The organism is Rhizobium sp. YIM 134829, from assembly GCF_046546455.1.
This window is the reverse complement of the sequence record NZ_JBKHKI010000002.1, coordinates 54,947-76,683: the sequence shown is the minus strand read 5'-3', so window position 1 is coordinate 76,683 and position 21,737 is coordinate 54,947. Positions and strand designations below refer to the sequence as shown.

Annotated in this window: 22 protein-coding genes; 11 read left to right on the top strand and 11 right to left on the bottom strand. The window is 64.2% G+C overall.

Translation table 11 applies throughout. The features are described 5' to 3' along the window. The first annotated feature begins 424 nt into the window (after nt 1–424). The gene (locus ACLE20_RS05255) at nt 425–640 is read left to right on the top strand and encodes a cold-shock protein (RefSeq protein ID WP_410939216.1); all 216 of its coding nucleotides are present in this window, start codon (nt 425–427) and stop codon (nt 638–640) included. Nucleotides 641–834: 194 nt separating this feature from the next. Beyond that, on the top strand, nt 835–1,254 hold the full coding sequence (locus ACLE20_RS05250; protein WP_410939215.1) for a BA14K family protein: 420 nt from the start codon (nt 835–837) through the stop codon (nt 1,252–1,254). 86 nt (nt 1,255–1,340) lie between these two features. On the opposite strand, the gene ACLE20_RS05245 is transcribed toward ACLE20_RS05250, so the two are convergent. Beyond that, a complete protein-coding gene (locus tag ACLE20_RS05245; RefSeq protein WP_410939501.1) occupies nt 1,341–1,982 on the bottom strand; it encodes an MBL fold metallo-hydrolase in 642 nt (213 codons plus the stop codon). A gap of 85 nt (nt 1,983–2,067) precedes the next feature. Further along, nucleotides 2,068–2,292 (bottom strand): hypothetical protein, encoded by a 225-nt coding sequence (locus ACLE20_RS05240; RefSeq protein ID WP_410939214.1) that lies wholly within the window; start codon nt 2,290–2,292, stop codon nt 2,068–2,070. 278 nt (nt 2,293–2,570) lie between these two features. Here ACLE20_RS05240 and ACLE20_RS05235 point away from each other — a divergent pair, with 278 nt between their 5' ends. From ACLE20_RS05235 to ACLE20_RS05225, 3 genes are read left to right on the top strand one after another with little or no spacing between them, the layout of a single operon-like run. Further along, nucleotides 2,571–3,104 carry a MarR family winged helix-turn-helix transcriptional regulator gene (locus ACLE20_RS05235; RefSeq protein WP_410939213.1) on the top strand — a complete coding sequence of 178 codons (534 nt, stop codon included), beginning with the start codon at nt 2,571–2,573 and terminating at the stop codon, nt 3,102–3,104. Continuing rightward, nucleotides 3,079–3,780 carry a response regulator gene (locus ACLE20_RS05230; protein WP_410939212.1) on the top strand — a complete coding sequence of 234 codons (702 nt, stop codon included), beginning with the start codon at nt 3,079–3,081 and terminating at the stop codon, nt 3,778–3,780. The genes ACLE20_RS05235 and ACLE20_RS05230 overlap by 26 nt, the downstream gene beginning before the upstream one ends. 9 nt (nt 3,781–3,789) lie before the next feature. Next, the gene (locus ACLE20_RS05225) at nt 3,790–5,214 is read left to right on the top strand and encodes an ATP-binding protein (RefSeq protein WP_410939211.1); all 1,425 of its coding nucleotides are present in this window, start codon (nt 3,790–3,792) and stop codon (nt 5,212–5,214) included. Between the two features lie 45 nt (nt 5,215–5,259). On the opposite strand, the gene ACLE20_RS05220 is transcribed toward ACLE20_RS05225, so the two are convergent. The 6 genes from ACLE20_RS05220 to greA all read right to left on the bottom strand — a co-directional run bounded on the left by ACLE20_RS05220 (nt 5,260) and on the right by greA (nt 9,395). Then, complete coding sequence (locus tag ACLE20_RS05220) at nt 5,260–5,427, bottom strand: hypothetical protein (protein WP_410939210.1); 168 nt, start codon at nt 5,425–5,427, stop codon at nt 5,260–5,262. Between the two features lie 137 nt (nt 5,428–5,564). Then, a complete protein-coding gene (locus tag ACLE20_RS05215) occupies nt 5,565–5,921 on the bottom strand; it encodes a tRNA-binding protein (protein ID WP_410939209.1) in 357 nt (118 codons plus the stop codon). 4 nt (nt 5,922–5,925) lie between these two features. Continuing rightward, nucleotides 5,926–6,747, bottom strand: a complete 822-nt coding sequence (proC, locus tag ACLE20_RS05210) for a pyrroline-5-carboxylate reductase (RefSeq protein WP_410939208.1) — start codon at nt 6,745–6,747, stop codon at nt 5,926–5,928. Between the two features lie 5 nt (nt 6,748–6,752). Next, nucleotides 6,753–7,253 carry a YbjN domain-containing protein gene (locus ACLE20_RS05205; RefSeq protein WP_410939207.1) on the bottom strand — a complete coding sequence of 167 codons (501 nt, stop codon included), beginning with the start codon at nt 7,251–7,253 and terminating at the stop codon, nt 6,753–6,755. 462 nt (nt 7,254–7,715) lie between these two features. Then, nucleotides 7,716–8,780 carry a glycosyltransferase family 4 protein gene (locus tag ACLE20_RS05200; protein WP_410939206.1) on the bottom strand — a complete coding sequence of 355 codons (1,065 nt, stop codon included), beginning with the start codon at nt 8,778–8,780 and terminating at the stop codon, nt 7,716–7,718. A gap of 138 nt (nt 8,781–8,918) precedes the next feature. After that, nucleotides 8,919–9,395 (bottom strand): transcription elongation factor GreA, encoded by a 477-nt coding sequence (greA, locus tag ACLE20_RS05195; RefSeq protein WP_323104172.1) that lies wholly within the window; start codon nt 9,393–9,395, stop codon nt 8,919–8,921. A 388-nt stretch (nt 9,396–9,783) separates the two neighbouring features. Here greA and ACLE20_RS05190 point away from each other — a divergent pair, with 388 nt between their 5' ends. Together ACLE20_RS05190 and ACLE20_RS05185 are read left to right on the top strand one after the other, a co-directional pair. Next, complete coding sequence (locus ACLE20_RS05190) at nt 9,784–10,071, top strand: hypothetical protein (protein WP_410939205.1); 288 nt, start codon at nt 9,784–9,786, stop codon at nt 10,069–10,071. A gap of 28 nt (nt 10,072–10,099) precedes the next feature. Further along, on the top strand, nt 10,100–10,474 hold the full coding sequence (locus ACLE20_RS05185) for a hypothetical protein (RefSeq protein ID WP_410939204.1): 375 nt from the start codon (nt 10,100–10,102) through the stop codon (nt 10,472–10,474). A gap of 48 nt (nt 10,475–10,522) precedes the next feature. On the opposite strand, the gene ACLE20_RS05180 is transcribed toward ACLE20_RS05185, so the two are convergent. From ACLE20_RS05180 to carB, 3 genes are all read right to left on the bottom strand, one after another. Then, nucleotides 10,523–12,334: a patatin gene (locus ACLE20_RS05180; RefSeq protein ID WP_410939203.1), complete on the bottom strand. Its 1,812-nt coding sequence runs from the start codon at nt 12,332–12,334 to the stop codon at nt 10,523–10,525. 150 nt (nt 12,335–12,484) lie between these two features. Then, on the bottom strand, nt 12,485–12,676 hold the full coding sequence (locus tag ACLE20_RS05175) for a DUF2283 domain-containing protein (protein WP_410939202.1): 192 nt from the start codon (nt 12,674–12,676) through the stop codon (nt 12,485–12,487). 258 nt (nt 12,677–12,934) lie between these two features. Then, entirely contained in the window at nt 12,935–16,420 is a 3,486-nt protein-coding gene (gene carB / locus ACLE20_RS05170; RefSeq protein WP_410939201.1) for a carbamoyl-phosphate synthase large subunit, read from the bottom strand. Nucleotides 16,421–16,795: 375 nt separating this feature from the next. On the opposite strand from carB, the gene ACLE20_RS05165 reads away from it, so the two are divergent. The 4 genes from ACLE20_RS05165 to ACLE20_RS05150 all read left to right on the top strand — a co-directional run bounded on the left by ACLE20_RS05165 (nt 16,796) and on the right by ACLE20_RS05150 (nt 21,702). Next, nucleotides 16,796–17,293 carry a DUF2306 domain-containing protein gene (locus ACLE20_RS05165; protein ID WP_410939200.1) on the top strand — a complete coding sequence of 166 codons (498 nt, stop codon included), beginning with the start codon at nt 16,796–16,798 and terminating at the stop codon, nt 17,291–17,293. Between the two features lie 142 nt (nt 17,294–17,435). Continuing rightward, nucleotides 17,436–18,341: a neutral zinc metallopeptidase gene (locus ACLE20_RS05160; RefSeq protein ID WP_410939199.1), complete on the top strand. Its 906-nt coding sequence runs from the start codon at nt 17,436–17,438 to the stop codon at nt 18,339–18,341. A 95-nt stretch (nt 18,342–18,436) separates the two neighbouring features. After that, nucleotides 18,437–20,347 (top strand): PhoX family protein, encoded by a 1,911-nt coding sequence (locus tag ACLE20_RS05155; protein ID WP_410939198.1) that lies wholly within the window; start codon nt 18,437–18,439, stop codon nt 20,345–20,347. 116 nt (nt 20,348–20,463) lie between these two features. Continuing rightward, nucleotides 20,464–21,702: a TCR/Tet family MFS transporter gene (locus tag ACLE20_RS05150; protein WP_410939197.1), complete on the top strand. Its 1,239-nt coding sequence runs from the start codon at nt 20,464–20,466 to the stop codon at nt 21,700–21,702. Nucleotides 21,703–21,737 lie beyond the last annotated feature (35 nt).

The following is a 21,737-nucleotide window of genomic DNA, read 5'->3' as shown; positions in this document are numbered from 1 at the left end:
GCCAATACGCTTTTTTCGAGCCGCGGATTTGCGGTCGGACGCCCAAAATCTGGGCAGTGTTTGAAGCGAACGGATGTGGAATCAATGTCTTGTAGAGCGCTCTAATTTTTAGGCACATTCAGCTATTTGGGTAGATTCTGAACAAAACGAAAGCATGCACTGCTTTCAAGAAACTTTTGCTTGCCAATTCAAAATAAACGCAGCAAGCTTACTCCGTTCGGGCAATCTACGAACACGGGAAGACCTTCAATCGATGCGTGCTGGAGACGCAAAATTCTCCGGGTTGCCGGGTCGGCTCTGGCTCGCACGGTGGCAATAACGGGTTCCTTTCCTCGCACTCGAGACCTGCCTGCCGCACGCCCCTAGGGCAATACTTTCGTGATGCTGCCCGCCGCTTCCGGGCAGAGGAAAAAGGACCTGACGCATGGCCGAGACTGGCATTGTAAAATTCTTCAACACCGACAAGGGCTTCGGCTTTATCAAGCCGGACAATGGCGGCGCAGACATCTTCGTTCACATTTCTGCCGTGCAGGCTTCCGGCCTGAACGGGTTGACCGAGAACCAGAAGGTCAGCTTCGACACCGAGCCGGATCGTCGCGGCAAGGGCCCCAAGGCCGTTAACCTGCACGTTTCCGGCTGAGACAAGAGAACGGCCCGGAGAGCTGCTTGAACCCGGCAGCGTACTGGCGGGCCGTTCAGGCTGAGCGCTATCGACAATCCACGGACCCGGCCATCCGCCGGGTTTCTTGTTCAGTCTGCATTCAGTTTCATGCCGTTAGGATGCTGTTCATGATGAAGCGAGGTCGTTGCGCTTCTCGAATAGGGATCACCGCCATGAAGACATTCCTCAAAGCAGCTGTTCTTTCTCTCGCGACTTTGGCGACGGTCGCACCCGCGCTCTCGCCTGCCCATGCCGATGACTGGCGCCGGCGCCACTACCACCATGGCTATGACCGCGGCGACGGCCTTGCGCTCGGCGCCATTGGTCTCGCAACCGGCGTCGTGCTCGGCAGCGCGCTCGCCTCTCCGCCGCCGCCGCGCTATGGCGAACGCGTCTATATCGATCCTCCGGTCGATTACTACGAGCCGGCACCGGTCTATCGCCCGCGCCCCGTCGTGGTTCAGAGCTACGGCCTTCGTCCCTGGACGCCTGCCTGGTATGATTACTGCGAGCGCCGCTACCGCTCTTTCGACCCGCGCTCCGGTACCTTCGTCGGCTATGATGGCCGCGAATATTTCTGCCGCGCCGGCTGAGGCACCTCCAGTCTCTTGAAATGGCAAAGGCCACGCTCTGCCGAGCGTGGCCTTTCGTTTCGAGTCGATCGTCGTCCGGTCGGCTCTTACAGGCCGCGCAGGTAGGGATTGTTGCGGCGCTCCTCGCCGATCTGCCCGCCCGGCCCATGGCCGCAGATGAAGCCAAAATCGTCACCGAGCGGCAGGATCTTGGTGCGGATGCTGTCGAGAAGTTGCTGGTGATTGCCGCCCGGCAGATCGGTTCGCCCGATCGAGCCGTGGAAGAGCACATCGCCGAGGTGGGCGAACCGCTGGGCGTGATTGATGTAGACGACATGGCCCGGCGCATGGCCGGGGCAATGCAGCACGTCGAAGACATGCTCGCCGAAGCTCAGCTGGTCGCCATCGTCCAGCCATTGATCGGGCAGGACATTCTCGACCTTCATGGCGAGGCCAAAGCGCTCCGCCTGGGCTTCCAGCCGCTCGAGGAGCGGTAGGTCGTCCTTGTGCGGACCGATGATCTTCAGGCCAAGCGCCGTGCCGAGTTCCTTCGCGCCACCGGCATGGTCGATATGGCCATGGGTCAGCCAGATCGCCTGAAGCGTGATCCCATTCTCCCGCACAGTCTGCAGGATGACCTCGACATCGCCGCCCGGATCGACGACGACGCCTTCCTTGGTCTCTGCATCGAAGAGGATCGTGCAGTTCTGCTCGAAATGCGTCACGGGGATCACGCCCGCCTGCAACATGCCCATCGGCTTTCCTCATGTCCTTGAGAGAACGAATGAATGAGAGCGAGCTATAGGCGGTTGCTGCGGCGGCGAAAAGGGTACCTCAGCGCATTGCCGCGAGCTGCATGTCGCCGATCGCATAGGCTTCGATCGGCGCCGTTTCCAGGGCGGGGCGCAGCGGCATGTTCAGCGTGGTCATCAACAGGGCGAAGACGGCGAGCTTGGCACAGATGACGGTGATGACAACCGGGCGCAGCTGTTGCTCGGGGCTGAGCGACACTTTCGGCAGGTCGGCAACGAGCGAGGAATCAAAGTCGGCGGTATGCATGTGACGGGTCCTAGTCTGTTCGGCGGGTCAATGAAAAACCACCGGCTTTGGTTCCGAAAAACCGGTGCGGATCCTTGATAAGGCGCGGTGAGCGACGGGATGTGTGACCTTAGGAACACAGCACTGCGCCGCGGCCGCGGCCCCCCTCCCGTTCAACCGTGAGGCAGAACCCACGGCCTTTGCTCGCTCGCCTCTGGCAGAGGTGGAACAGACCGCGTAGAAAGACGATCAAGGGGCCGGCGCGCGACAGTGCGGACAGGCAAGTAACGGGGATTGGCGTGGCAGGGCAGGCAGGGGCGACAGAGGCGGCGAGGCGGGAGACCGAGGAGGCGATCGATTACGAGATGATCGAGCTTCTGTTCTTCGCCTATCGCGCCTTCACCTCCGATCCCGACGTCATTCTCGAGAAGCGCGGCTTCGGGCGGGCGCATCACCGCGTCCTGCATTTCGTCGACCGCGAGCCGGGCATGACGGTGGCCAACCTCTTGGAGACGCTGAAGATCACGAAGCAGAGCCTGGCGCGCGTGCTCAAGCAGCTGATCGATTCAGGCTATATTCGCCAGGTAGCGGGCCCGGAGGATCGGCGCCAGCGCAAGCTTTACGCCACACCCAAGGGCAGCGGCCTTGCCCGCGCCTTGGCCGAGCCGCAATCGCGCCGCATAGCCGAGGCGCTCGCCGCTGCGGGGCCGCAGGCGCGGCCAGTCATCTGCCGCTTCCTTGCCAGTCTCCGCCTCGGCGAGGACGAAGCGGCCGGCCGGGCGGACGAGAGCGCGGGAGAGGACGAGCATGACGAAGACGACGCGGATCGCTGACGATGCGGCGCATCTGCTGGTGGTGGATGATGACCGGCGCATCCGCGACCTGTTGAGCCGCTTCCTGGTTGATCAGGGGTTCCGCGTGACCATGGCCGCCGATGCCGCGGAAGCGCGGCGGCGGCTGGCCGGCATCGACTTCGATCTCTTGATCGTCGACGTGATGATGCCGGGCGAGACGGGCGTTTCGCTGACCCAGAGCCTGCGGCGCATCAAGAGCGTCCCGATCATCATGCTGACGGCACTCGCCGAGACCAATGCGCGCGTGGAGGGGCTGGAGGCCGGGGCGGATGATTATCTGCCGAAACCCTTCGACCCGCGCGAACTGGTGCTGCGCATCAACAATATTCTGAGGCGCAATGCGCCCGCCCAGGCGCCGAAGGTGGAGCAGGTGATCTTCGGACCCTTCACCTTTTCCGTCACCCGGCGCGAGCTGCGCCGCGGCCCGGAGCCGATCCGCCTGACCGACCGCGAACAGGAGATCATGATGCTCTTTTCGCAGCGCGCCGGCGAAACCATCCCCCGCCACGAATTTGTCGGCGACGATGCCGAGGTCGGCGAGCGGACGATTGACGTGCAGATCAACCGGCTGCGCCGGAAGATCGAGGATGACCCTTCCAACCCCGTCTGGCTGCAGACCGTACGCGGCATCGGCTATCGGCTGAGCGTCGATTAAGGAGAGGCGATGGCCGAATCCATGCTGCCCCCGCCCGGCCTGCCCAACGCCGCGGGCCCATCCGGTGAGCGTGTGCCGGAGCGGCGGCGAATCGGCGGCCGCCGGCCACGCACCGGCTTCGGCCGCTGGCTGCGTCGCCGCCTGCCGATGGGGCTTTATGCCCGCTCGCTGCTCATCGTCATCATCCCGATGGTGCTGCTGCAGTCGATCATCGCCTTCGTCTTCATGGAGCGCCACTGGCAGCTCGTCACGCAGCGCCTCTCCGCTGCCGTGACCTCGGATATCGCCGCGATCATCCAGCTGATCGACACCATGCCCGCCGATCAGGGTGCAACGATCGAGCGGATCGCCCGCGAGAAGCTGGGGCTGCGCATCGCAATCGAGCACAATGGCGAGTTGCCGCTGCCGACCCGCAAGCCCTTCTTCGACATTCTCTATCAGATCCTCAGCGACGAGATCGAGGACCAGATCGACCGGCCCTACTGGCTGGATACGATCTCCAGCCCGGACTATGTCGATATCCGCATCAAGATCGACGGCGATCGGGTCTTGAGGGTCTCCGCCCGGCGCAATCTCGCCTATGCTTCCAACACCCATATCTTCATCGTCTGGATGGTTGGCGCCTCGCTGGTGCTGCTGACCATCGCCATCCTCTTCCTGCGCGGCCAGATCCGCCCGATCCTGCAGCTGGCCCGTGCGGCGGAAAGTTTCGGCAAGGGGCAGAAGATCGACGATTTCTCGCCGCGCGGAGCGGAGGAGGTCCGTCGCGCAGGTCTTGCTTTCATTCAGATGCGCGAGCGCATTGAGCGGCAGATCGAACAGCGCACCACCATGCTTTCCGGCGTCAGCCACGATCTGCGCACCATTCTCACCCGCTTCAAGCTGCAGCTCGCGCTCGCCGGCGACAACCCGGATCTCGAGCCTCTGCAGCAGGATGTGAATGACATGCAGAGCATGCTCGAAGGCTATCTGGCCTTCGCCCGCGGCGAGGCGGAGGAGGATCTGGGCACGCTCAGCCTCTCCGACCTGATGATCCGCCTCACGGCCGAGGCGGAGCTGCATGGCAAGAGCCTGACCACGGTTGTGGAAGGGGAGGACGAGGTGCGGGTGCGCCCGAACGCCTTCACCCGTCTCGTCGTCAACCTGACCTCGAACGCCTATCGCTATGCCGACACGGTGCAGGTGGAGGCGCGCCACAGCCAGAAATGGCTGACGCTGACGGTGGACGATGACGGGCCGGGCATTCCGCAATCGGCGCGCGACGACGTCTTTAAGCCATTCTTCCGGCTGGATGAGGCGCGCAACCTCGATTCGAGCGGCACCGGCCTCGGCCTCTCGATCGCGCTCGACATCGCCCGAAGCCATGGCGGCCACCTGACGCTCGCCGACAGCCCGCTCGGCGGCCTGCGTGCCATCGCCCGCGTGCCGGCGTGAGCCTCGCCGCGAGATCGTCGTCGGCTGATCGCGTTGTCCGCCAGGTCATGAATGGCGGGATGCAGCCCCTCCACGCGCCATTTTCAAGATCTGCTCCGGTGAGCGATCGCTGATCCCGCTCGCAAGGCCTTCATTGATCAGGGACTGGACCTTGGCAACCGCGGCCGTCCTTGCCTGTTCTTTTTCGATCAGGGTGCAGACGTCATCGCTCATCGAGGCGCATTGTCCTTCGCCGATCTGATCGTCGAGCCAGGCTTGCAAAGGACGCGGACTGGAAATGACCACTGTCGGGATTAAGCACCTTGTTCGCTGCATTCCGTTCAACACGGCCTATGCGGCTCAGCGGGATGCTACATCAACTTCTGCCCATTCGCCACCGGCCGCTCCAGCGCGGCAAGCACGATCGCACCCGTCTCGTCGGTGAAGCCGAGGGTCAGGACTTCCGAGCGGACGGGCCCGATCTGGCGGGGGGGAAAGTTGACCACTGCCATGATCTGGCGGCCGACCAGAGTCTCCGGCGTGTAATGCGCGGTGATCTGGGCCGAGGATTTCTTCAGCCCGATCTCCGGGCCGAAGTCGATCAGCAGCTTGTAGGCCGGCTTGCGCGCTTCAGGGAAGACGGCAGCTTCGACGATCGTGCCGGTGCGGATATCGACCTTCTCGAAATCAGCGAAGGTGATTTCGGAGGCACTCTTGCTGTCGGTCATCGCTTTACCCTGCCAGTTCGCTGGCACGCGTCTTGGCGGCGGCGATGGCGCGGTCGAAGAGCGGCTGCATCCCGGCCTCCGCCATCAGAACCTCCAGAGCTGCCGCCGTCGTTCCGCCGGGGGAGGTGACGTTGCGGCGCAGCGTGGCGGCGTCATCGGGGGACTGGTGAAGCAATTCACCAGCCCCCGCGACGGTTTCCCGTGCGAGACGCATGGCGAGGTCCGCCTGAAGACCGGCCTTGCGGCCGGCTTCCGCCATGCATTCGACGAGATAGAAAACATAGGCCGGCCCGCTGCCGGAGAGCGCGGTCACCGCGTCGATCTCGGCCTCGCTCTCCACCCATTCAACGGGGCCGGAGACCTGCAGCAGCGCATGAACCGAGGACTTCTGCTCCGGCGTGACGCGCGCATTGGCGAAGGCACCGGTGACGCCGCGGCCGATCATGGCGGGGGTATTGGGCATGGCCCGCACCATGGCGGCAGGCCCGAGATGGTGCTCGAGCGTGGCGAGCGTCTTGCCGGCCGCCACCGAGACCACCACCGTACCCGGACCGACCAGCCGCTTCAGTGGCGGCAGAACGCTGTCGATCAGCTGCGGCTTGACGGCAAGAAAGAGTACGCCGGCCGTGACTCCCTCGGGTGCAGCCGTGAGATGCGCAGCACCCTTCTCGGCGATCAGGGTGGCCAGCGCTTCGCGCGGACCGGGATCGATCACGAGAATATCCGCGCCCGGCAGGCCGCTCTTCAACCAGCCCGCCAGCATGGCGCCGCCCATATTGCCGGCGCCGATGAGAACGAGGGGGGTTGAACCGGTCGTTGCGCCCATGCGGCTCATGCCTCGCCGACAGTTTCGAACAGGGCAGCTTCGACTGCGGCTTCGGCCGCCATGCCCGACCAGACGACGAACTGGAAGGCCTGGAAATAGCTCTCGCAGGCATCGAGTGCGCTGGAGAGCAGCACCTCCACCTGGCGGTTGGTCGGCTCCGCACCGCCGGAGAGCAGCAGCGACTGGCGGAAGATCACCACGTCTTCCTGCCGCCACAGATCGAAATGGCCCATCAGGACCTGGCCATTGATGTGGGAGAGCAGGCGGATCGCCTCGTTGGCGCGGCTGTCCGGAATTTTCATGTCGAAGGCGCAGGAGAGATGCAGCGCCTCGAACTCCTCCATCCAAGCGAAGGAGACGTGATAGTCGGCGCAGCGCCCTTCCACCGTCATCGCAATCTCGTCCTCACCCGAGCGCTCGAAGCTCCAGTCATTATTGGCAGCTACGAACTCGATCATGTCGACCGGGTTTGATTGACGTTGCAGTTCCAGTTCCATCAAGCTCATGCTTCACCTTGCTGGCATCGCTCCGGGCAGCAGAACGTCGCCCGCGCAAGACAGCGGGACCGACGCAGGACGCAACACACCGGAAGAGACACGGGGTCGATGAGATCGGAGGAGCAGCTCTGGCCTGGAGCGGTCACCCGCTTTCGGCCTTTGCGATCCGTTCCGAATCATCTTGTAAAATCAGTCTATAACGCGCGACTCGTGAGACCAGCCCTGAAGCGTAAAAAACCGGTGGAGGGGCGGTTGTATGCTTTGGAAAATGATTCAGCGGGAGTCGATAAACGATTCAGCAATCAGGGTTTTTCGAACCTGTCCACAGGGGCAAAATTGTTAAAAATTTCTGACTCAAAATATGGCCCGGAAGAGCGGAAACGGGAGCCATCGCAGCTTCCCTGATTCACCGGTTCAGGCAAGACAATCAGGGATTGCGCCGCGTCGATCCGGTCTGGAGAAGGAGACGCCTCAGCCGGCGACTGGACGTCCCGCAAAGAGCGCTTCGTAAACCTCAGAGAGGGCGGCCGCCTCACGCTCGATGGCGAAGTGGGCGCGGACATGGTCAAGGCCCCTTTCGCCATGGAGCTCGGCCCGCGCCGGATCGGCAAGATAGGGTTCGATCGCCCGGGTGAGGGCGTCGCCGTCGCCGGCCGGCACCACGGCGCCGGTCTCGCCCTCGAGGATCATCTCCGCATAGGCGCCGGCATCGGACGCGACCACGGCCGTCTGCGAGGCCATGGCTTCGAGCGGCGTCAATCCGAAGCCCTCGTTACGGGACGGGGCGACATAGAGCGACAGCCGGCGATACCATGGCCGCACATCCTCGACCTCACCCAGAAACAGGATGCGTTCCGCAAGACCAGCGGCAGCGATCTTGCCCTTCAGAGCGTCGCCAAAGACCGTATGCTCCGGGGTGATCCGGCCGCAGAGGATCGCCGTCCAGTCTGGATAGCGCGGAAGCAGGGCGATCATCGCATCGACGAAGAGGTCGGTGCCCTTCTGGTGGCGGATCCGGCCGAAACAGCCGATCAGGTGGCGGCCGGGCAGGCCGGTCGCGGCCATCTCATCCTCCGGCGAGGCGGGTGGATGGAAGCGGGCGAGATCGATGCCGTGGCGGATGACTCGGTGTGGCACTTCGAGGAATGAGCCGGAGCGGGCCGAGGTGGCGACGACGCCATCCATGCGGCCAATCAGAAAGCGCGTCCAGGCAGAATGGCGGCGCTGGGCGGCGGAGGTGAAGAGCAAGGTCAGCTTCATGCGCAACAGGTCGCGCATCAGGATGCCGGGCAGCATCTCGATATTGCGGCGCGCATGCCAGATGCGGCCGGCGCGCCGGCGCGGCGGGCTCCACAGGCCAAGCAGTGCCGTCAGCGGCAGGTGCGGGAGAAAGGCGGGCAGCCCGGGGCCGATGGTCGCGACCCTGTCGCCATGGCGGCGCTGGGCCGGCACGAGCTGGATGATCGACGAGGTGACGCCGGACAGGCGCCGCTTGAAATGCGGCGCAAGGATCTCGGTGTCGCCAAGCGTCTCCATGGTGCTGATCGGGCAGTCCGTCATTGAGGGAGAGGGCGGAGAGGGGTGGAGGCAGGCGGGGGCGGAACAGCTCGCAGGCGCGCGGAGGCAGCGGCTGTTCCGCAAGGATGACAAGGGCCGGCGGCGCCGGCCGCTTACTCAGCCCCAGTTGATCGCCAGGATCTCGTAGGCCTTGGAGCCGCCGGGGGCCACGACCTCGATGGAATCGCCGACTTCCTTGCCGATCAGCGCTCGGGCGATCGGGGAGGAGATGGAGATCCGCCCGGCCTTCACATCGGCTTCTTGATCGCCGACGATCTGGTAGGTCTTGTTCTCGTCCGTGTCCTCGTCCACCAGCTTGACGGTGGCGCCGAACTTGATCTTCGATCCCGACATCTTCGACAGATCGATCACCTCGGCCCGCGCGACGAAATCCTCGAGCTCGCCGATCCGGCCTTCATTATGGCTCTGCGCTTCCTTGGCGGCATGATATTCGGCATTTTCCGAAAGGTCGCCATGGGCGCGCGCTTCGGCGATCGCCTCGATGATGCGCGGACGTTCTTCCTGCTGGCGCCAGCGAAGCTCTTCCTGCAGCTTCACGAACCCATTCGCAGTCATCGGTACTTTTTCGACCATTCTCAAAGTCCTTCAACGGTGCGCGCCGGGCCCGGGCAGCTCTGCTGCCGCGATGGGCCTAAGGAGCCCGGCGCAAAAGAAAACAGGCCCCGGAGCGGAAACTCCGGAACCATCCAGCGTCCTGCCTTCAAACTCGCTGAGCCCGATCCAGGGATCGGTTCCGGCGATGCCTCCGGCCCGACGACCCTGCGGCGTCCCGGCTGAGTGGCGGGGAGGGCTGCAACGCAGGGCGATAGATATAGCAGAGATCGCAGCCGGGAAGCCAGATTTTTCGCGTGGCGCTTGTCACATCCCAATGGGCAGTACGGGAAGCGCTGGCGGCCATGGTGGCGCAAGGGGAACCAAGGCGGCGGATCAGCCGTTGGCCAGCGCAAGAAGGAGAACCCGGATGGACCCAATGTCGCCTGAAACGATCGACGCCCGCCTCAACGCCTACCGCCGCCTGTTTATTGGCCTTTTCACCCATCTTGCCGAGCGCGAGGACGGGCGCACCCTCATTTCCGCCATCCTCGCCGACACGGAGACTGTGGCCGATCATGAGGAGGATCCGGGCGTGCTTCCCGATGTCGGTTTCGCCGAACAGGAGATCGCCAATGAGGAAATCCAGTCGGTGCTCAAGGCGGCGCTGACCCGAGCCGAAGCCCGCGCCGCCAGCCGCGGCCAGACCGGTCCCTGATTGCCGGTTCCTTCGAGAGGAGATTCACATGACAGACAATTCCCATTTCCCACCTTCGGCGAATGACCGAGCCGAGGCGCCGGTGCTTCGTCTCTATCGGCAGGTGCCGGTCGCTCGGGCGGAAGATCCGCGCTGGGACAAGGCCGAGAACCAGGGCGAAATCCTGGTTCGGGCGGAATCGCCGGCGGACGCCCGGCTCGTGGCCTCGGAGGCCGAACTCGACTTCACCGAGATCGACGCCAAGCCCGCCGAGGGCACCGACACGCGCATGGCCAGCGTGTTTCGCGACGAGAAGCTCTATACGGTGATCGAAGTGGAGGAGGCCGGCCATGCCGAGACGGGTCCGCGCGGTGTCGTGGAAGGCACCGTGTCCGTCGGCACGATCCGGCCGACGCAGGTTTGAGGACGGCAGGGCCCTTGGGCCCATGCGAGGCGGCGCCGGCGCGCCGCCTCAAGAGTCCGGGCCGATCCGCATCTTGCCGAGATGATCCGGAAACTTGGCGTCGGGAATGGACGTCGAGATCAGCGCATTGGCCTCCGCGCGGCCGATCAGGGACCGCAGATCATTGATGATCTTGGCGCGATCGGTCGTCGTCAGAGGAGAACTGGCACCGACGGCGGTCAATTTTCCTGCCTGCCATTGATCGAAACCACCATGCCACTTCAATGAAAGCGCATTCAAGTAGGCGTCCAAGGTCTTGTAAAGACTGAGGAGACGGTGCCAGCGGTGCTCGTCGAAACTAAAATTGGAGCTGGTGAAAAGCTCGCCCGCCTGGGCCCCGAACCCCATGAGCGCTTCGGACTGAGCAGATCCCATGGACAGGTTCAATCCGCCCTCACCGTCCTTGAGATAGATACGGGCAATGCGGTCACGCTGGCCCTCGAGCTCGGAGAGCAGCTGATCCTGCCAGTCGGTCGCAGCGCCCAGGATCTGCCAGCCGAATTGCTTGAGGGACTGGATTTCTTCCACCGGAACACCCGTGCCCTCCACCTTGCCCGTCTGCAGAACGGCGCGCTGCGTCGCGTTGCTTGTCGCCGCCAAGCGGCCGAGGCTGAGCGCGAAGGTCGGCCGGCTCGGCAGCGGTGCATCGAAGAGGTGGATCGGGAAATTGCTGCTGATGCCGCCATCCGAAAACAGCGCCTTGCGCAACGGTGCCGGATGATCGGCCTGAACGGCGGCAGCCTCGGGCGCGGCCGGCTGGGAATCCTCCATTTCGAGCGGGACGGCGGTAAAAAGCAGCGGATAGCTGAGACTCATGCGCACCGCCACCACCACCGGCAGCGCGTCCTCGTCCGGGAAGGAGAAACGGTCCTCGCCATCCGGCTCGCCGACCTTGCCGATCATGAAGTCGAGGACGTGGTGTGGAAACAGCGCGCGCCATTCGCTCCTCAAAAACCGCGCCTTGAGGCCGAGAGCCGGCAAGGTGTGTGGCCGGCGCATCGACAGGTTGGTGGTGACCATCTGCAGGCGGATCGGGTCGGCCCCGACCTGACGCAGGTCACCGAAGGTGAGGGGTGTCGGGTGGTTCGGGTCGCCGAAAGCGATGTGCTGGAGGGCGCGGTGAATCCAGTCCGTCAAGGCTGGCGCCGTGCTGCCTGGCTGGGTCTTGCCGGTGCAGAAGCCGAAATGCGTTGCTGGCAGGCGCTTGAAAGCACGGTAGAGCGGCCAGCCCATCCTCCATCCCAGCCAGCCGATCGGCGTCAGAAGCAAGCCAAGCAGGCCGCCCATGACTGCTCCGAGCACCGCGCCCGATCGGTTGGCGCCGCTAAGGTTGAGCAGGTACCAAGCGCCGAGACCACCGATGATGAGACCGACGAGGGCCAGCAGCAGCAGCGGCAGCCACTTCCACGACCGGAGCCGGGCGACGAGGCCGGTGCTGGACTTGGCGGGGAGGATAAAGGACGCCAGCTGCTTGGCCGCTGGTGCCACATCCGGGCTCGGCTGGAACAGGGTCGAAAGGCAGTTCGGCAGGTCTCGGGCATAGTCCTGCAGCGTGACGAAGGCCTCCGGCCGCCCGGACTGGCGCCCATATTCAGCAGCCGCCGCGAAGGCGGCAGCGATCGCGCCGGCCGAGGTGCCGCCGATCGAGCGGAAGCGGTAGCGCGTCGCGATCTTCAGGATGGCGAAGGGATAGACCAGGCCGGAGGTAATCCCGCCCTGCATGATCATGTCGCAGTCCTGCGCGGGATCGAGGATGAAGGACGCCCGGCTATAGGTGGGAAGCGCCGTCTCCCCAGCATCTCCAGCTGCAGCACCACCCATCGCAGACCCCTCCACGTTGCAGGATCAAGGTAACGCTGTATTAGGGTGTTCCGCAATGCAGAATTTCATGCGGTGCAGCAAAATCATGGGCGATGTGGTCCCGTCGGGCAGAAGGGGACAAGCGAGATAAGGGATTCGTCGCAACTGACGTCACGCAACTTTCAGTATCGAGGGCGAGAGATGCTTGGTCGCATCAAGGACTCCCATGCCCGCAATGCGGCCAGCCTCGTCATAATCCAGCACAATGTCCTCGGCGACCTCTGCACTCTCGATCACAGCTTCGCTCGAAAACCGGATAGAGGCGGCATAAACGGAAGGATCATATTCAACGATCGGGTTCATGCCAGCAGCCTCGCATTTCGGTCAATGAAGGCCGAGATCCCATGAATCTCCGCGGCACTTTCAACACAAGCAATGCGCAGCACTCGCCCACCCTAGGCTGGAGTAGCTTTGAACCTTCGCTCCACTTGCGGATCCCGCTTGTCTGGCTCTCTCCAATCAGGATGCCTGATCGTGGACACGACCCATTCCAATTCGAGTTAGCGCTGGTCAATAACGGTCAGCGCATGTTTGGGATAAGTGATCCTTTTCAGCATCTTCTCAGAAATAGCTCTGCAGCGGCCGCACCTCGAGATTGCCGGCCTTCAGCGCCTTGATCGCCGCGGCGGCAGCTTCGGCGCCGGCCATGGTGGTATAGTAGGGCACCTTCTGCATCAGCGTGGCGCGGCGGAGCGACTTGGAGTCGGAGATCGCCTTGTTGCTATCGGTCGTGTTGATGACGAGCTGGACCTGGCGGTTGCGGATCGCATCCTCGATATGCGGCCGGCCCTCTTGCACCTTGTTGATCTTGGTGGCGGTGAGGCCATTTTCCTCGAGGTAGCGGGCGGTACCGCCGGTTGCCAGAATCTTGAAGCCCGACTCGACCAGCAGGCGGACGGCGGGCAGAACCCGCGTCTTGTCCTCGTCGCGCACCGAGACGAAGACCGTGCCCTCGCGCGGCAGATCGACGCCAGCGCCGAGCTGCGCCTTGGCGAAGGCAAGCGCAAAATCGGTATCGAGCCCGATGACCTCGCCGGTGGAGCGCATTTCCGGCCCGAGCAGGATGTCGACGCCGGGGAAACGCGCGAAGGGGAAAACCGCCTCCTTGACGGCAATGTGCTTCAGCGCACGGGGATCGGGCTTTTCGCCATAGGCCGCGAACGCGGCCTCCAGCGTCTCGCCGGCCATGACGCGCGCGGCGATCTTGGCGATCGGCGCGCCAATGGTCTTGGCGACGAAGGGCACGGTGCGCGAAGCGCGCGGATTGACCTCCAGCACATAGACCGTGCCGTCCTTGATCGCGAACTGCACGTTCATCAGGCCACCGACCTTCAGCGCCTTGGCCATGGCCTTCGCCTGGCGCTCCAGCTCGTTGAGCAGCTCTTCCGACAGCGTGCGCGGCGGCAGCGAGCAGGCGCTGTCGCCCGAATGGATACCGGCCTCCTCGATATGTTCCATGATGCCGGCGACATAGACGTCCGAACCATCAGCAAGGCAGTCGACATCCACCTCGATCGCATTGGTGAGATAGCTGTCGAAGAGCAGCGGGTTCTTGCCGAGCAGCGTGTTGATCTGCCCCGTCTTGTCGTTCGGATAGCGCTGCTTGATATCTTCCGGCACCAGTTCCGGCACGGTGTCGAGCAGGTAACTCTGCAGCATGCCTTCCGAATGGATGATCTGCATCGCCCGGCCGCCAAGCACATAGGAGGGGCGCACGACCAGCGGGAAGCCGATCTCGGAGGCGACGAGGCGCGCCTGCTCGACCGAATAGGCGATGCTATTGTTCGGCTGGTTCAGATCAAGCTTCATCAGAAGCTTCTGGAACCGGTCGCGGTCTTCGGCAAGGTCGATCGCATCTGGCGCGGTGCCGAGGATCGGGATGCCGTTCTTCTCCAGCGCTTCGGCGAGCTTCAATGGCGTCTGGCCGCCGAACTGGACGATGACGCCGACCACTTCGCCCTTTTCCTGCTCGGCCTTCAAAATCTCGATGACATCCTCGGCCGTCAGCGGCTCGAAATAGAGCCGGTCGGAGGTGTCGTAGTCGGTCGAGACCGTCTCCGGATTGCAATTGATCATGATCGCTTCGAAACCGGCATCCTTCAGCGCGAAGGCGGCGTGGCAGCAGCAGTAGTCGAACTCGATGCCCTGGCCGATGCGGTTCGGGCCGCCGCCGAGGATCACCACCTTCTTGCGGTCGGAGATCTCGGCTTCCGAGCGGGCCTGGCCGACGAAGGGTGTCTCGTAGGTCGAATACATATAGGCGGTGGGGGAGGCGAATTCGGCGGCGCAGGTGTCGATGCGCTTGAAGACCGGGCGCACGTCGAGGCTGTTGCGGAGCTCCGCCACTTCCTTCGGCCGCTTGCCGGACAGCGTCGCGAGCCGCGCATCCGAGAAGCCCATGGCTTTCAGCATGCGCAGGTTCTTGGCGTCCTGCGGCAGGCCGTGCTCGCGGATGCGGGCCTCCATGTCGACGATCGCCTTCAGCTGGGCGATGAACCAGGGGTCGATCTTGCAGCCATCATGCACATCGGCTTCCGACATGCCGAGCCGCAGGGCCTGGGCGACCATGCGCAGGCGGTCCGGCGTCGGCCGGCTGATCGCGGCCCGGACGGCGCCACGCGACCCTTCGCCGTCGTTGAGGCCGGGGATCTCGATCTCGTCAAGGCCGGTCAAGCCGGTCTCGAGCCCGCGCAGCGCCTTCTGCAGCGACTCGGCGAAGGTCCGGCCGATCGCCATGACCTCACCGACCGATTTCATCGCCGTCGTCAGCACCGGCGAGGCGCCGGGGAATTTTTCGAAGGCGAAGCGCGGGATCTTGGTGACAACATAGTCGATCGAGGGCTCGAAGGAGGCGGGTGTCGCGCCGCCGGTAATGTCGTTGTCGAGCTCGTCCAGCGTGTAGCCGACGGCGAGCTTGGCAGCGACCTTGGCAATCGGGAAACCGGTGGCCTTGGAGGCAAGCGCAGACGAGCGCGAAACGCGCGGGTTCATTTCAATAACGACCAGCCGGCCATCCTTGGGGTTGACGGCGAACTGCACGTTCGAGCCGCCGGTCTCCACCCCGATCTCGCGCAGCACCGCGATCGAGGCGTTGCGCATGATCTGGTATTCCTTGTCCGTCAGCGTCAGCGCGGGAGCGACGGTGATCGAATCGCCCGTATGGACGCCCATCGGATCGATGTTCTCGATCGAGCAGATGATGATGCAATTGTCCGCCGTGTCGCGAACGACCTCCATCTCATACTCCTTCCAGCCGAGCACCGATTCCTCGATCAGCACTTCGGTGGTCGGCGAGGCATCGAGGCCGCCGGAGACGATCTCGAAGAATTCCGAACGATTATAGGCAATGCCGCCGCCGGTGCCGCCGAGCGTGAAGGAAGGACGGATGATGGCCGGCAGGCCGACATGGTCGAGCGCCTGAGCGGCGATCGCCATGGCATGGCTCATATAGCGCTGCTTGCGGTCGGTCTCGCCGAGGTTCCACTGATTTTCCAGCGCATCGAGCGCGGTGTCGAGCGCATCGCCCGATAGGCTGTCCTTCAGCTTCTGGCGCTCGACCTCATGGCTCTTGCGGTCGGCATCCTTGATGTCGGTGGCGTTGGCCAGCATGGAGCGGGGGGTTTCGAGGCCGATGCGTGCCATGGCCTCGCGAAACAGCGCCCGGTCTTCCGCCATGTCGATCGCCGCGGGCTTCGCGCCGATCATCTCGACATTGTAGCGATCGAGAACGCCCATGCGCTTCAGGGAGAGCGCGGTGTTGAGCGCGGTCTGGCCGCCCATGGTCGGCAGCAGCGCGTCGGGGCGCTCCTTGGCGATGATCTTCGCCACCACTTCCGGGGTGATCGGCTCCACATAGGTCGCATCGGCGAGGCCGGGATCGGTCATGATCGTCGCCGGATTGGAATTGACCAGGATGACCCGGTAGCCTTCCTCGCGCAGCGCCTTGCAGGCCTGGGTGCCGGAATAATCGAACTCGCATGCCTGGCCGATGACGATCGGTCCCGCGCCGATGATGAGGATGGACTTGATGTCTTGGCGCTTGGGCATGGGTTCACTTCCGCTAATCACTCTGCACGGAAAACCGGCCCCGACGGTGTGGTCCGTCGGCCGGTGGCGCAGTCTCGGCTGTTTCAGGCTAGAAGCGGCTTATAGGGAAAGTGGATCGGGAGGAAAACCCCTTATCTCAAGGTCGCCGGAGAAATCTGGGGAGAGGGTTGGGACCGCTCCGTCGGGGCGCGGAAAGCACGGTGCCGCAACAGCTTTTGCGAGAATGAGCGTGCTGCTCGCCTGACGAGTGGGAACGTCGGAAGCGACGATCGGCTTCCTCGCGTGATTGGCCGTTTCGCCGACGTTCGATCGGTTGCAGCCGTGAAAGGGAATGCTAATGTAAGAAGGCTTGTCAACCGTCGGAATATTGTGTGCATGACGCTGGAGCCGCTGCTTTCCGCCCCGCCGGTCGTTCTGGCCCATGTCCTGACCGTCATTCCCGCTGCCCTTCTCGGTGCCCTGTTGATGGCGGGGCGCAAGGGCACGCGCTGGCACAAGCGCGGCGGGCGGGTCTGGATCGGCCTGATGGCGACGACGGCGCTGCTCAGCTTCTTCATCCATGACAGGCCCGGCGTCCTGTTCGGCTTCAGCCCCATCCATCTTCTCTCCGTCCTGACGCTGTCCGCCTGCTGGCAGGCCGTTTCCGCGGCCCGGCGGGGCGATATCCGCCGCCATCGGACGCAGGTGCGCATTCTCTATGCGGCGGCCATCCTCGGCGCCGGTCTCTTCACCCTTGCGCCCGGACGGCGCATGCATGCCGTGCTCTTTTCAGGGCCGCCGCAGCCTGCCGCCCTGATCACGCTCCTCGTCGCCGCGGTCGTCTTTGCGCTGCTGCTGTTCCGCCTGGCGGAGCGCCGGGCCCGCGTCCGGTAAGCCGACGCCTAGACGTCTGCTTCAAAGCCGGTTGTCTTCCGTCACTCTCTGCTTCAGTTCGCTCAGGGATACATTTGCGTGATCGGCGCGTTATATCGCCGCGCAACACGCTCATGCACCTTGAACCCGGGAGTGAACCAGCATGGAATGGAGAGGCCGTCGCCAGTCGAGCAATGTGGAGGATCGCAGCGGGCAGGGACCCGTGCGCGGCGGTTTCGGGCGTGGCGGGCCGATCCGCCTTCCGATGGGAACCGGCCGCGGCGGCGGCTTGAGCATCGGCACGATCATCTTCCTCGTCGTCATCTATTTCGTCTTCCGCGCCATGGGCATCGATCTGATGCAGGTGCTGGATGGCGGCGGCGTCGCACCCGCCGGCTATGAGCAGAGCCAGCAGGCCGATACGCCGGAACAGGGCGAGACCAAGGCGTTCATCCGCACCGTGCTTGCCGAAACCGAAGACACCTGGAACGGCATCTTCCAGGCCAATGGCCAGACTTATCGCGAGCCGACGCTGGTCTTCTTCACCGGCGCCGTCCAGTCCGCCTGCGGCCAGGCGTCCGCTGCCTCCGGACCCTTCTACTGCCCAGGCGACCAGAAGGTCTATCTGGATACTACCTTCTTCGACGAACTGTCGCAGCGCTTCGGCGCGTCCGGCGATTTCGCTCAGGCCTATGTCGTTGCTCATGAGGTCGGGCACCATGTGCAGAACCTGCTCGGCACGCTGCCGGCCGTTACCGAACAGCGCCAGGGCGCAAGCGAAGCAGATTCGAACGCACTGTCCGTGCGCACCGAGCTACAGGCCGATTGCTATGCCGGCATCTGGGGTAAATACACCCAGCAGAAGGGCCTGCTCGAACAGGGCGATCTCGAAGAAGCGCTGAACGCCGCAACCCAGATCGGCGACGACACGCTGCAAAAGCGCACCCAGGGCTATGTCGTGCCGGAAAGCTTTAACCACGGCACCTCGCAGCAGCGCGCCACCTGGTTCAAGCGCGGCTTCGACAGCGGGCAACTTTCCGCCTGCGATACGTTCAACAATCCTGTCTAATCCGAGGAGGGGGCGTTCGCGCCCCCTTTCTGTCGCCGGCCTGTCATCGCCTCGCGCTAATCAAGACGCCAGTCCACTGGCCGAAGGAGCGCCCCATGGCTGAGCGTCCGAATACCGTATCTCCAGCAATCCGCGACATCATCGCCACCCGCGCGTCCCGGCGCGATATTTTGAAGGCTTCGGCCGCGGGGCTGGCCGGCCTCGCAGGCTCAGGCTTCGTCGGGTCGCTTTTTGCCGGCGAGAGTTTTGCGGCCTCCGCCGCTTCGACGCTCGGCTTCACCGAGCTCAAGCGTGTCTATGACAAGGACATGGCCGTCGCGCCGGGCTACCGCGCCGATGTCGTCGCCCGCTGGGGCGATCCGCTCACCGCCGGCGCCGTTGCCTTTGACGGGACGGTGCCGACCGCCTCCGAACAGGAGCGCCGCTTCGGCTATAATTGCGACTACATCGCCTTCATGCCGCTGCCCAAGGGTTCGGGGCGCTCGGACCACGGGCTACTCTGCGTCAACAATGAATATATCTCCCCCAACGTCATCTTCCCCGGCATGACCGAGGACGATGCAGGTTCGCGGATGACGGCCGAGCAGGTCGCCTTCGGCATGGCGGCCATGGGCCACTCGATCCTCGAGGTCAAGTTCGAGGGCGGACGCTGGACGGCCGTGGCCGACAGCCCGCTTAACCGTCGGCTGACGCTCGAGACCGAGATGCGGCTGTCGGGTCCGGTTGCGGGTCATGATCTCGTCAAGACCAAGGCGGATCCGGAAGGGCGCCTCGTCAAGGGCACGAACTACAATTGCGGCGGCGGCGTCACGCCCTGGGGCACAGTGCTGACCTGCGAGGAGGGCGCCTCCGACACCTTCGGTGGCAAGCCGGATGGTTCGCCGATCGCCGCCGTCCTCGAGCGCTACGGCTTCGACGGCTCCGACATCTACGGCCGCGCCCGTTTCCACGACCGTTTTGACATGAGCAAGGAGCCGAACGAGCCGAACCGCTTCGACTGGGTGGTCGAGATCGATCCCTATGATCCCACCTCGACCCCGGTGAAGCGCACCGCGCTCGGGCGAATGAGCCATGAAGCCTCGACCGTCGTGCTCAACAAGGACGGCCGGGTGGTCGTCTATATGGGGGACGACGACTATTTCGAATATACCTATCGCTTCGTCAGTGCGGGTGTCTTCGATCCCGCCAAGCCGGAAACCGGGCGGGACATCCTCGATGCCGGCACGCTCTCCGTCGCCCGCTTCGACGCCGACGGGACGCTGCACTGGCTGCCGCTCGAGCACGGGCAGGGGCCGCTGACTGCAGAGAACGGCTTCGGCTCGCAGGCCGAGGTTCTGCTGAAAACCCGCCTGGCGGCTGATGCCGTCGGTGCGACGCCGATGGACCGGCCTGAGGATATGGAGACCAATCCGGTGACCGGCCGCGTCTATGCGGTGATGACCAAGAACAAAAAGCGGGAACAGGACAAGCTGAACCCGGCCAATACAAGGCCCGAGAATCTGTGGGGCCATATCGTCGAGCTCATCCCGCCCGGCGGACGCGGCAATGAGGCCGACCACACGGCCGAGGTCTATCAATGGGATCTCTTCGTGCTTGCCGGAAACCCGGGCGATCCCGCGACCAAGGCGAGCTTCCATCCGGAGACATCGGAAAACGGCTGGTTCGTCTGTCCCGACAATATTACCTTCGACCCCGCAGGACGGCTTTGGGTCGCGACGGATGGAGCCAATGATTTCGGCCTTCCGGACGGGATCTACGGCATCGACACGGAAGGTCCGGCGCGCGGCCTGCCGAAGCTGCTCTTCACCTGCCCGGCCGGGGCGGAGGCGACGGGCCCCTGCTTCACGCCCGATGGCCGGACGCTCTTCGTCTCCGTTCAGCATCCCGCCGAAGATGCCGAGACGCTCGACAAGGTGGAGACGCTGTGGCCGGACTTTTCCGGAACGCTGCCCCGCCCCTCGGTGGTCGCCATCCAGAAGCTGACCGAGGGCGCCGTCGGCGCCTGACGATCGCCCGCGCCTTGACGATCGGCCGGTGCCGGAGAGAAGCGGCGCCGGCTCCCATTTGTCGCATCGCGGCTCCTCTTGTAAGAACGGCGGGTGTGGCGAAGAGGGAGGACGGAATGACGACGATCGAACCGGCGGCGGCGCGGCGGGGGCTGTTCCTTGTCTTCATGATCCTCTTTCTCGACATCATGGGGATTGCCATCATCATGCCGGTTCTGCCGAGCTTCCTGGCAGAGCTGACCGGGGATTCGCTGAGCGATGCGGCGATCGACGGCGGCTGGTTGCTTTTCGTCTATTCGGCCATGCAATTTCTCTTCGCGCCGTTGATCGGCAATCTCTCGGATCGGTTCGGCCGCAGGCCGATCCTGCTTGCCTCGATCCTGACCTTTGCGATCGACAACCTGATCTGCGCGCTGGCGACCAGCTATGCGATGCTGTTCATCGGCCGCATCCTCGCCGGTATTTCCGGTGCGAGCTTTTCCACCGCCTCCGCCTTCATCGCCGACGTTTCCGACGACAGCAACCGAGCCCGTAATTTCGGGCTGATCGGCATTGCCTTCGGCACGGGCTTTGCGCTGGGGCCGGTGATCGGCGGGCTGCTCGGCGAATTTGGGCCGCGCGTTCCCTTCTTTGGCGCAGCGCTGCTCTCCTTCGTCAACTTCGTCATCGCTCTGTTTCTGTTGCCGGAAACCCTGCCGAAGAGCCTGCGTCGCCCGTTCGAATGGCGCCGGGCCAATCCGCTCGGCGCGCTCCGGCAGATGCGCCACTATAAGGGCATTGGCCCGGTACTCCTCGTCTTCTTCCTCTACTGGCAGGCCCATGCCGTCTATCCGGCCGTCTGGTCCTTCGTCTCCGCCCTGCGCTTCGGTTGGAGCGAAGGGCAGATCGGCCTCTCGCTCGGCGTATTCGGCATTTTCAGCGCTTTCGTCATGGCGGTCGTGCTGCCCAAGGCGGTGCCACGGCTCGGCGAATATCGGGCGGGCGCCGTCGGCCTCGTCTTCTGTGCGCTCGGCCTCTTGGGCTATGCGCTCTCGTTCCAAGGCTGGATGATCTATGCGGTGATCATCGCCACCTGCCTGGAGGCGCTGGCCGATCCGCCGCTGCGCTCGATCGCCGCGGCAAGAGTGCCGCCATCGGCGCAGGGCGAGCTGCAGGGGGCGCTCTCCAGCATCTCCTCCTTCACCACCATCCTCGGGCCCCTGATCTTCGCCTGGGTCTTCGGCGTCTTCACCCGGCCGCAGGCGCCAGTGACCTTCGCCGGCGCGCCCTTCCTGCTCTCCGCCGCGCTGATCCTGCTGGCGCTGGTCGTCTATCGAAGCCGTTTGAAGGGGGCAGGGGTGGCCGCGCAGGCCTAGGGACGGGTCGAACAATCGGGCGTGCTCAACATCGT

Coding starts and splice junctions, on each gene's coding strand:
- ACLE20_RS05255 (WP_410939216.1), top strand. CDS start 425: ATGGCCGAGACTGGCATTGTAAAATTCTTCAACACCGACAAGGGCTTC.
- ACLE20_RS05250 (WP_410939215.1), top strand. CDS start 835: ATGAAGACATTCCTCAAAGCAGCTGTTCTTTCTCTCGCGACTTTGGCG.
- ACLE20_RS05245 (WP_410939501.1), bottom strand. CDS start 1,982: ATGTTGCAGGCGGGCGTGATCCCCGTGACGCATTTCGAGCAGAACTGC.
- ACLE20_RS05240 (WP_410939214.1), bottom strand. CDS start 2,292: ATGCATACCGCCGACTTTGATTCCTCGCTCGTTGCCGACCTGCCGAAA.
- ACLE20_RS05230 (WP_410939212.1), top strand. CDS start 3,079: ATGACGAAGACGACGCGGATCGCTGACGATGCGGCGCATCTGCTGGTG.
- ACLE20_RS05225 (WP_410939211.1), top strand. CDS start 3,790: ATGGCCGAATCCATGCTGCCCCCGCCCGGCCTGCCCAACGCCGCGGGC.
- ACLE20_RS05220 (WP_410939210.1), bottom strand. CDS start 5,427: ATGAGCGATGACGTCTGCACCCTGATCGAAAAAGAACAGGCAAGGACG.
- ACLE20_RS05215 (WP_410939209.1), bottom strand. CDS start 5,921: ATGACCGACAGCAAGAGTGCCTCCGAAATCACCTTCGCTGATTTCGAG.
- proC (WP_410939208.1), bottom strand. CDS start 6,747: ATGGGCGCAACGACCGGTTCAACCCCCCTCGTTCTCATCGGCGCCGGC.
- ACLE20_RS05205 (WP_410939207.1), bottom strand. CDS start 7,253: ATGAGCTTGATGGAACTGGAACTGCAACGTCAATCAAACCCGGTCGAC.
- ACLE20_RS05200 (WP_410939206.1), bottom strand. CDS start 8,780: ATGGAGACGCTTGGCGACACCGAGATCCTTGCGCCGCATTTCAAGCGG.
- greA (WP_323104172.1), bottom strand. CDS start 9,395: ATGGTCGAAAAAGTACCGATGACTGCGAATGGGTTCGTGAAGCTGCAG.
- ACLE20_RS05190 (WP_410939205.1), top strand. CDS start 9,784: ATGGACCCAATGTCGCCTGAAACGATCGACGCCCGCCTCAACGCCTAC.
- ACLE20_RS05185 (WP_410939204.1), top strand. CDS start 10,100: ATGACAGACAATTCCCATTTCCCACCTTCGGCGAATGACCGAGCCGAG.
- ACLE20_RS05180 (WP_410939203.1), bottom strand. CDS start 12,334: ATGGGTGGTGCTGCAGCTGGAGATGCTGGGGAGACGGCGCTTCCCACC.
- ACLE20_RS05175 (WP_410939202.1), bottom strand. CDS start 12,676: ATGAACCCGATCGTTGAATATGATCCTTCCGTTTATGCCGCCTCTATC.
- carB (WP_410939201.1), bottom strand. CDS start 16,420: ATGCCCAAGCGCCAAGACATCAAGTCCATCCTCATCATCGGCGCGGGA.
- ACLE20_RS05165 (WP_410939200.1), top strand. CDS start 16,796: ATGACGCTGGAGCCGCTGCTTTCCGCCCCGCCGGTCGTTCTGGCCCAT.
- ACLE20_RS05160 (WP_410939199.1), top strand. CDS start 17,436: ATGGAATGGAGAGGCCGTCGCCAGTCGAGCAATGTGGAGGATCGCAGC.
- ACLE20_RS05155 (WP_410939198.1), top strand. CDS start 18,437: ATGGCTGAGCGTCCGAATACCGTATCTCCAGCAATCCGCGACATCATC.
- ACLE20_RS05150 (WP_410939197.1), top strand. CDS start 20,464: ATGACGACGATCGAACCGGCGGCGGCGCGGCGGGGGCTGTTCCTTGTC.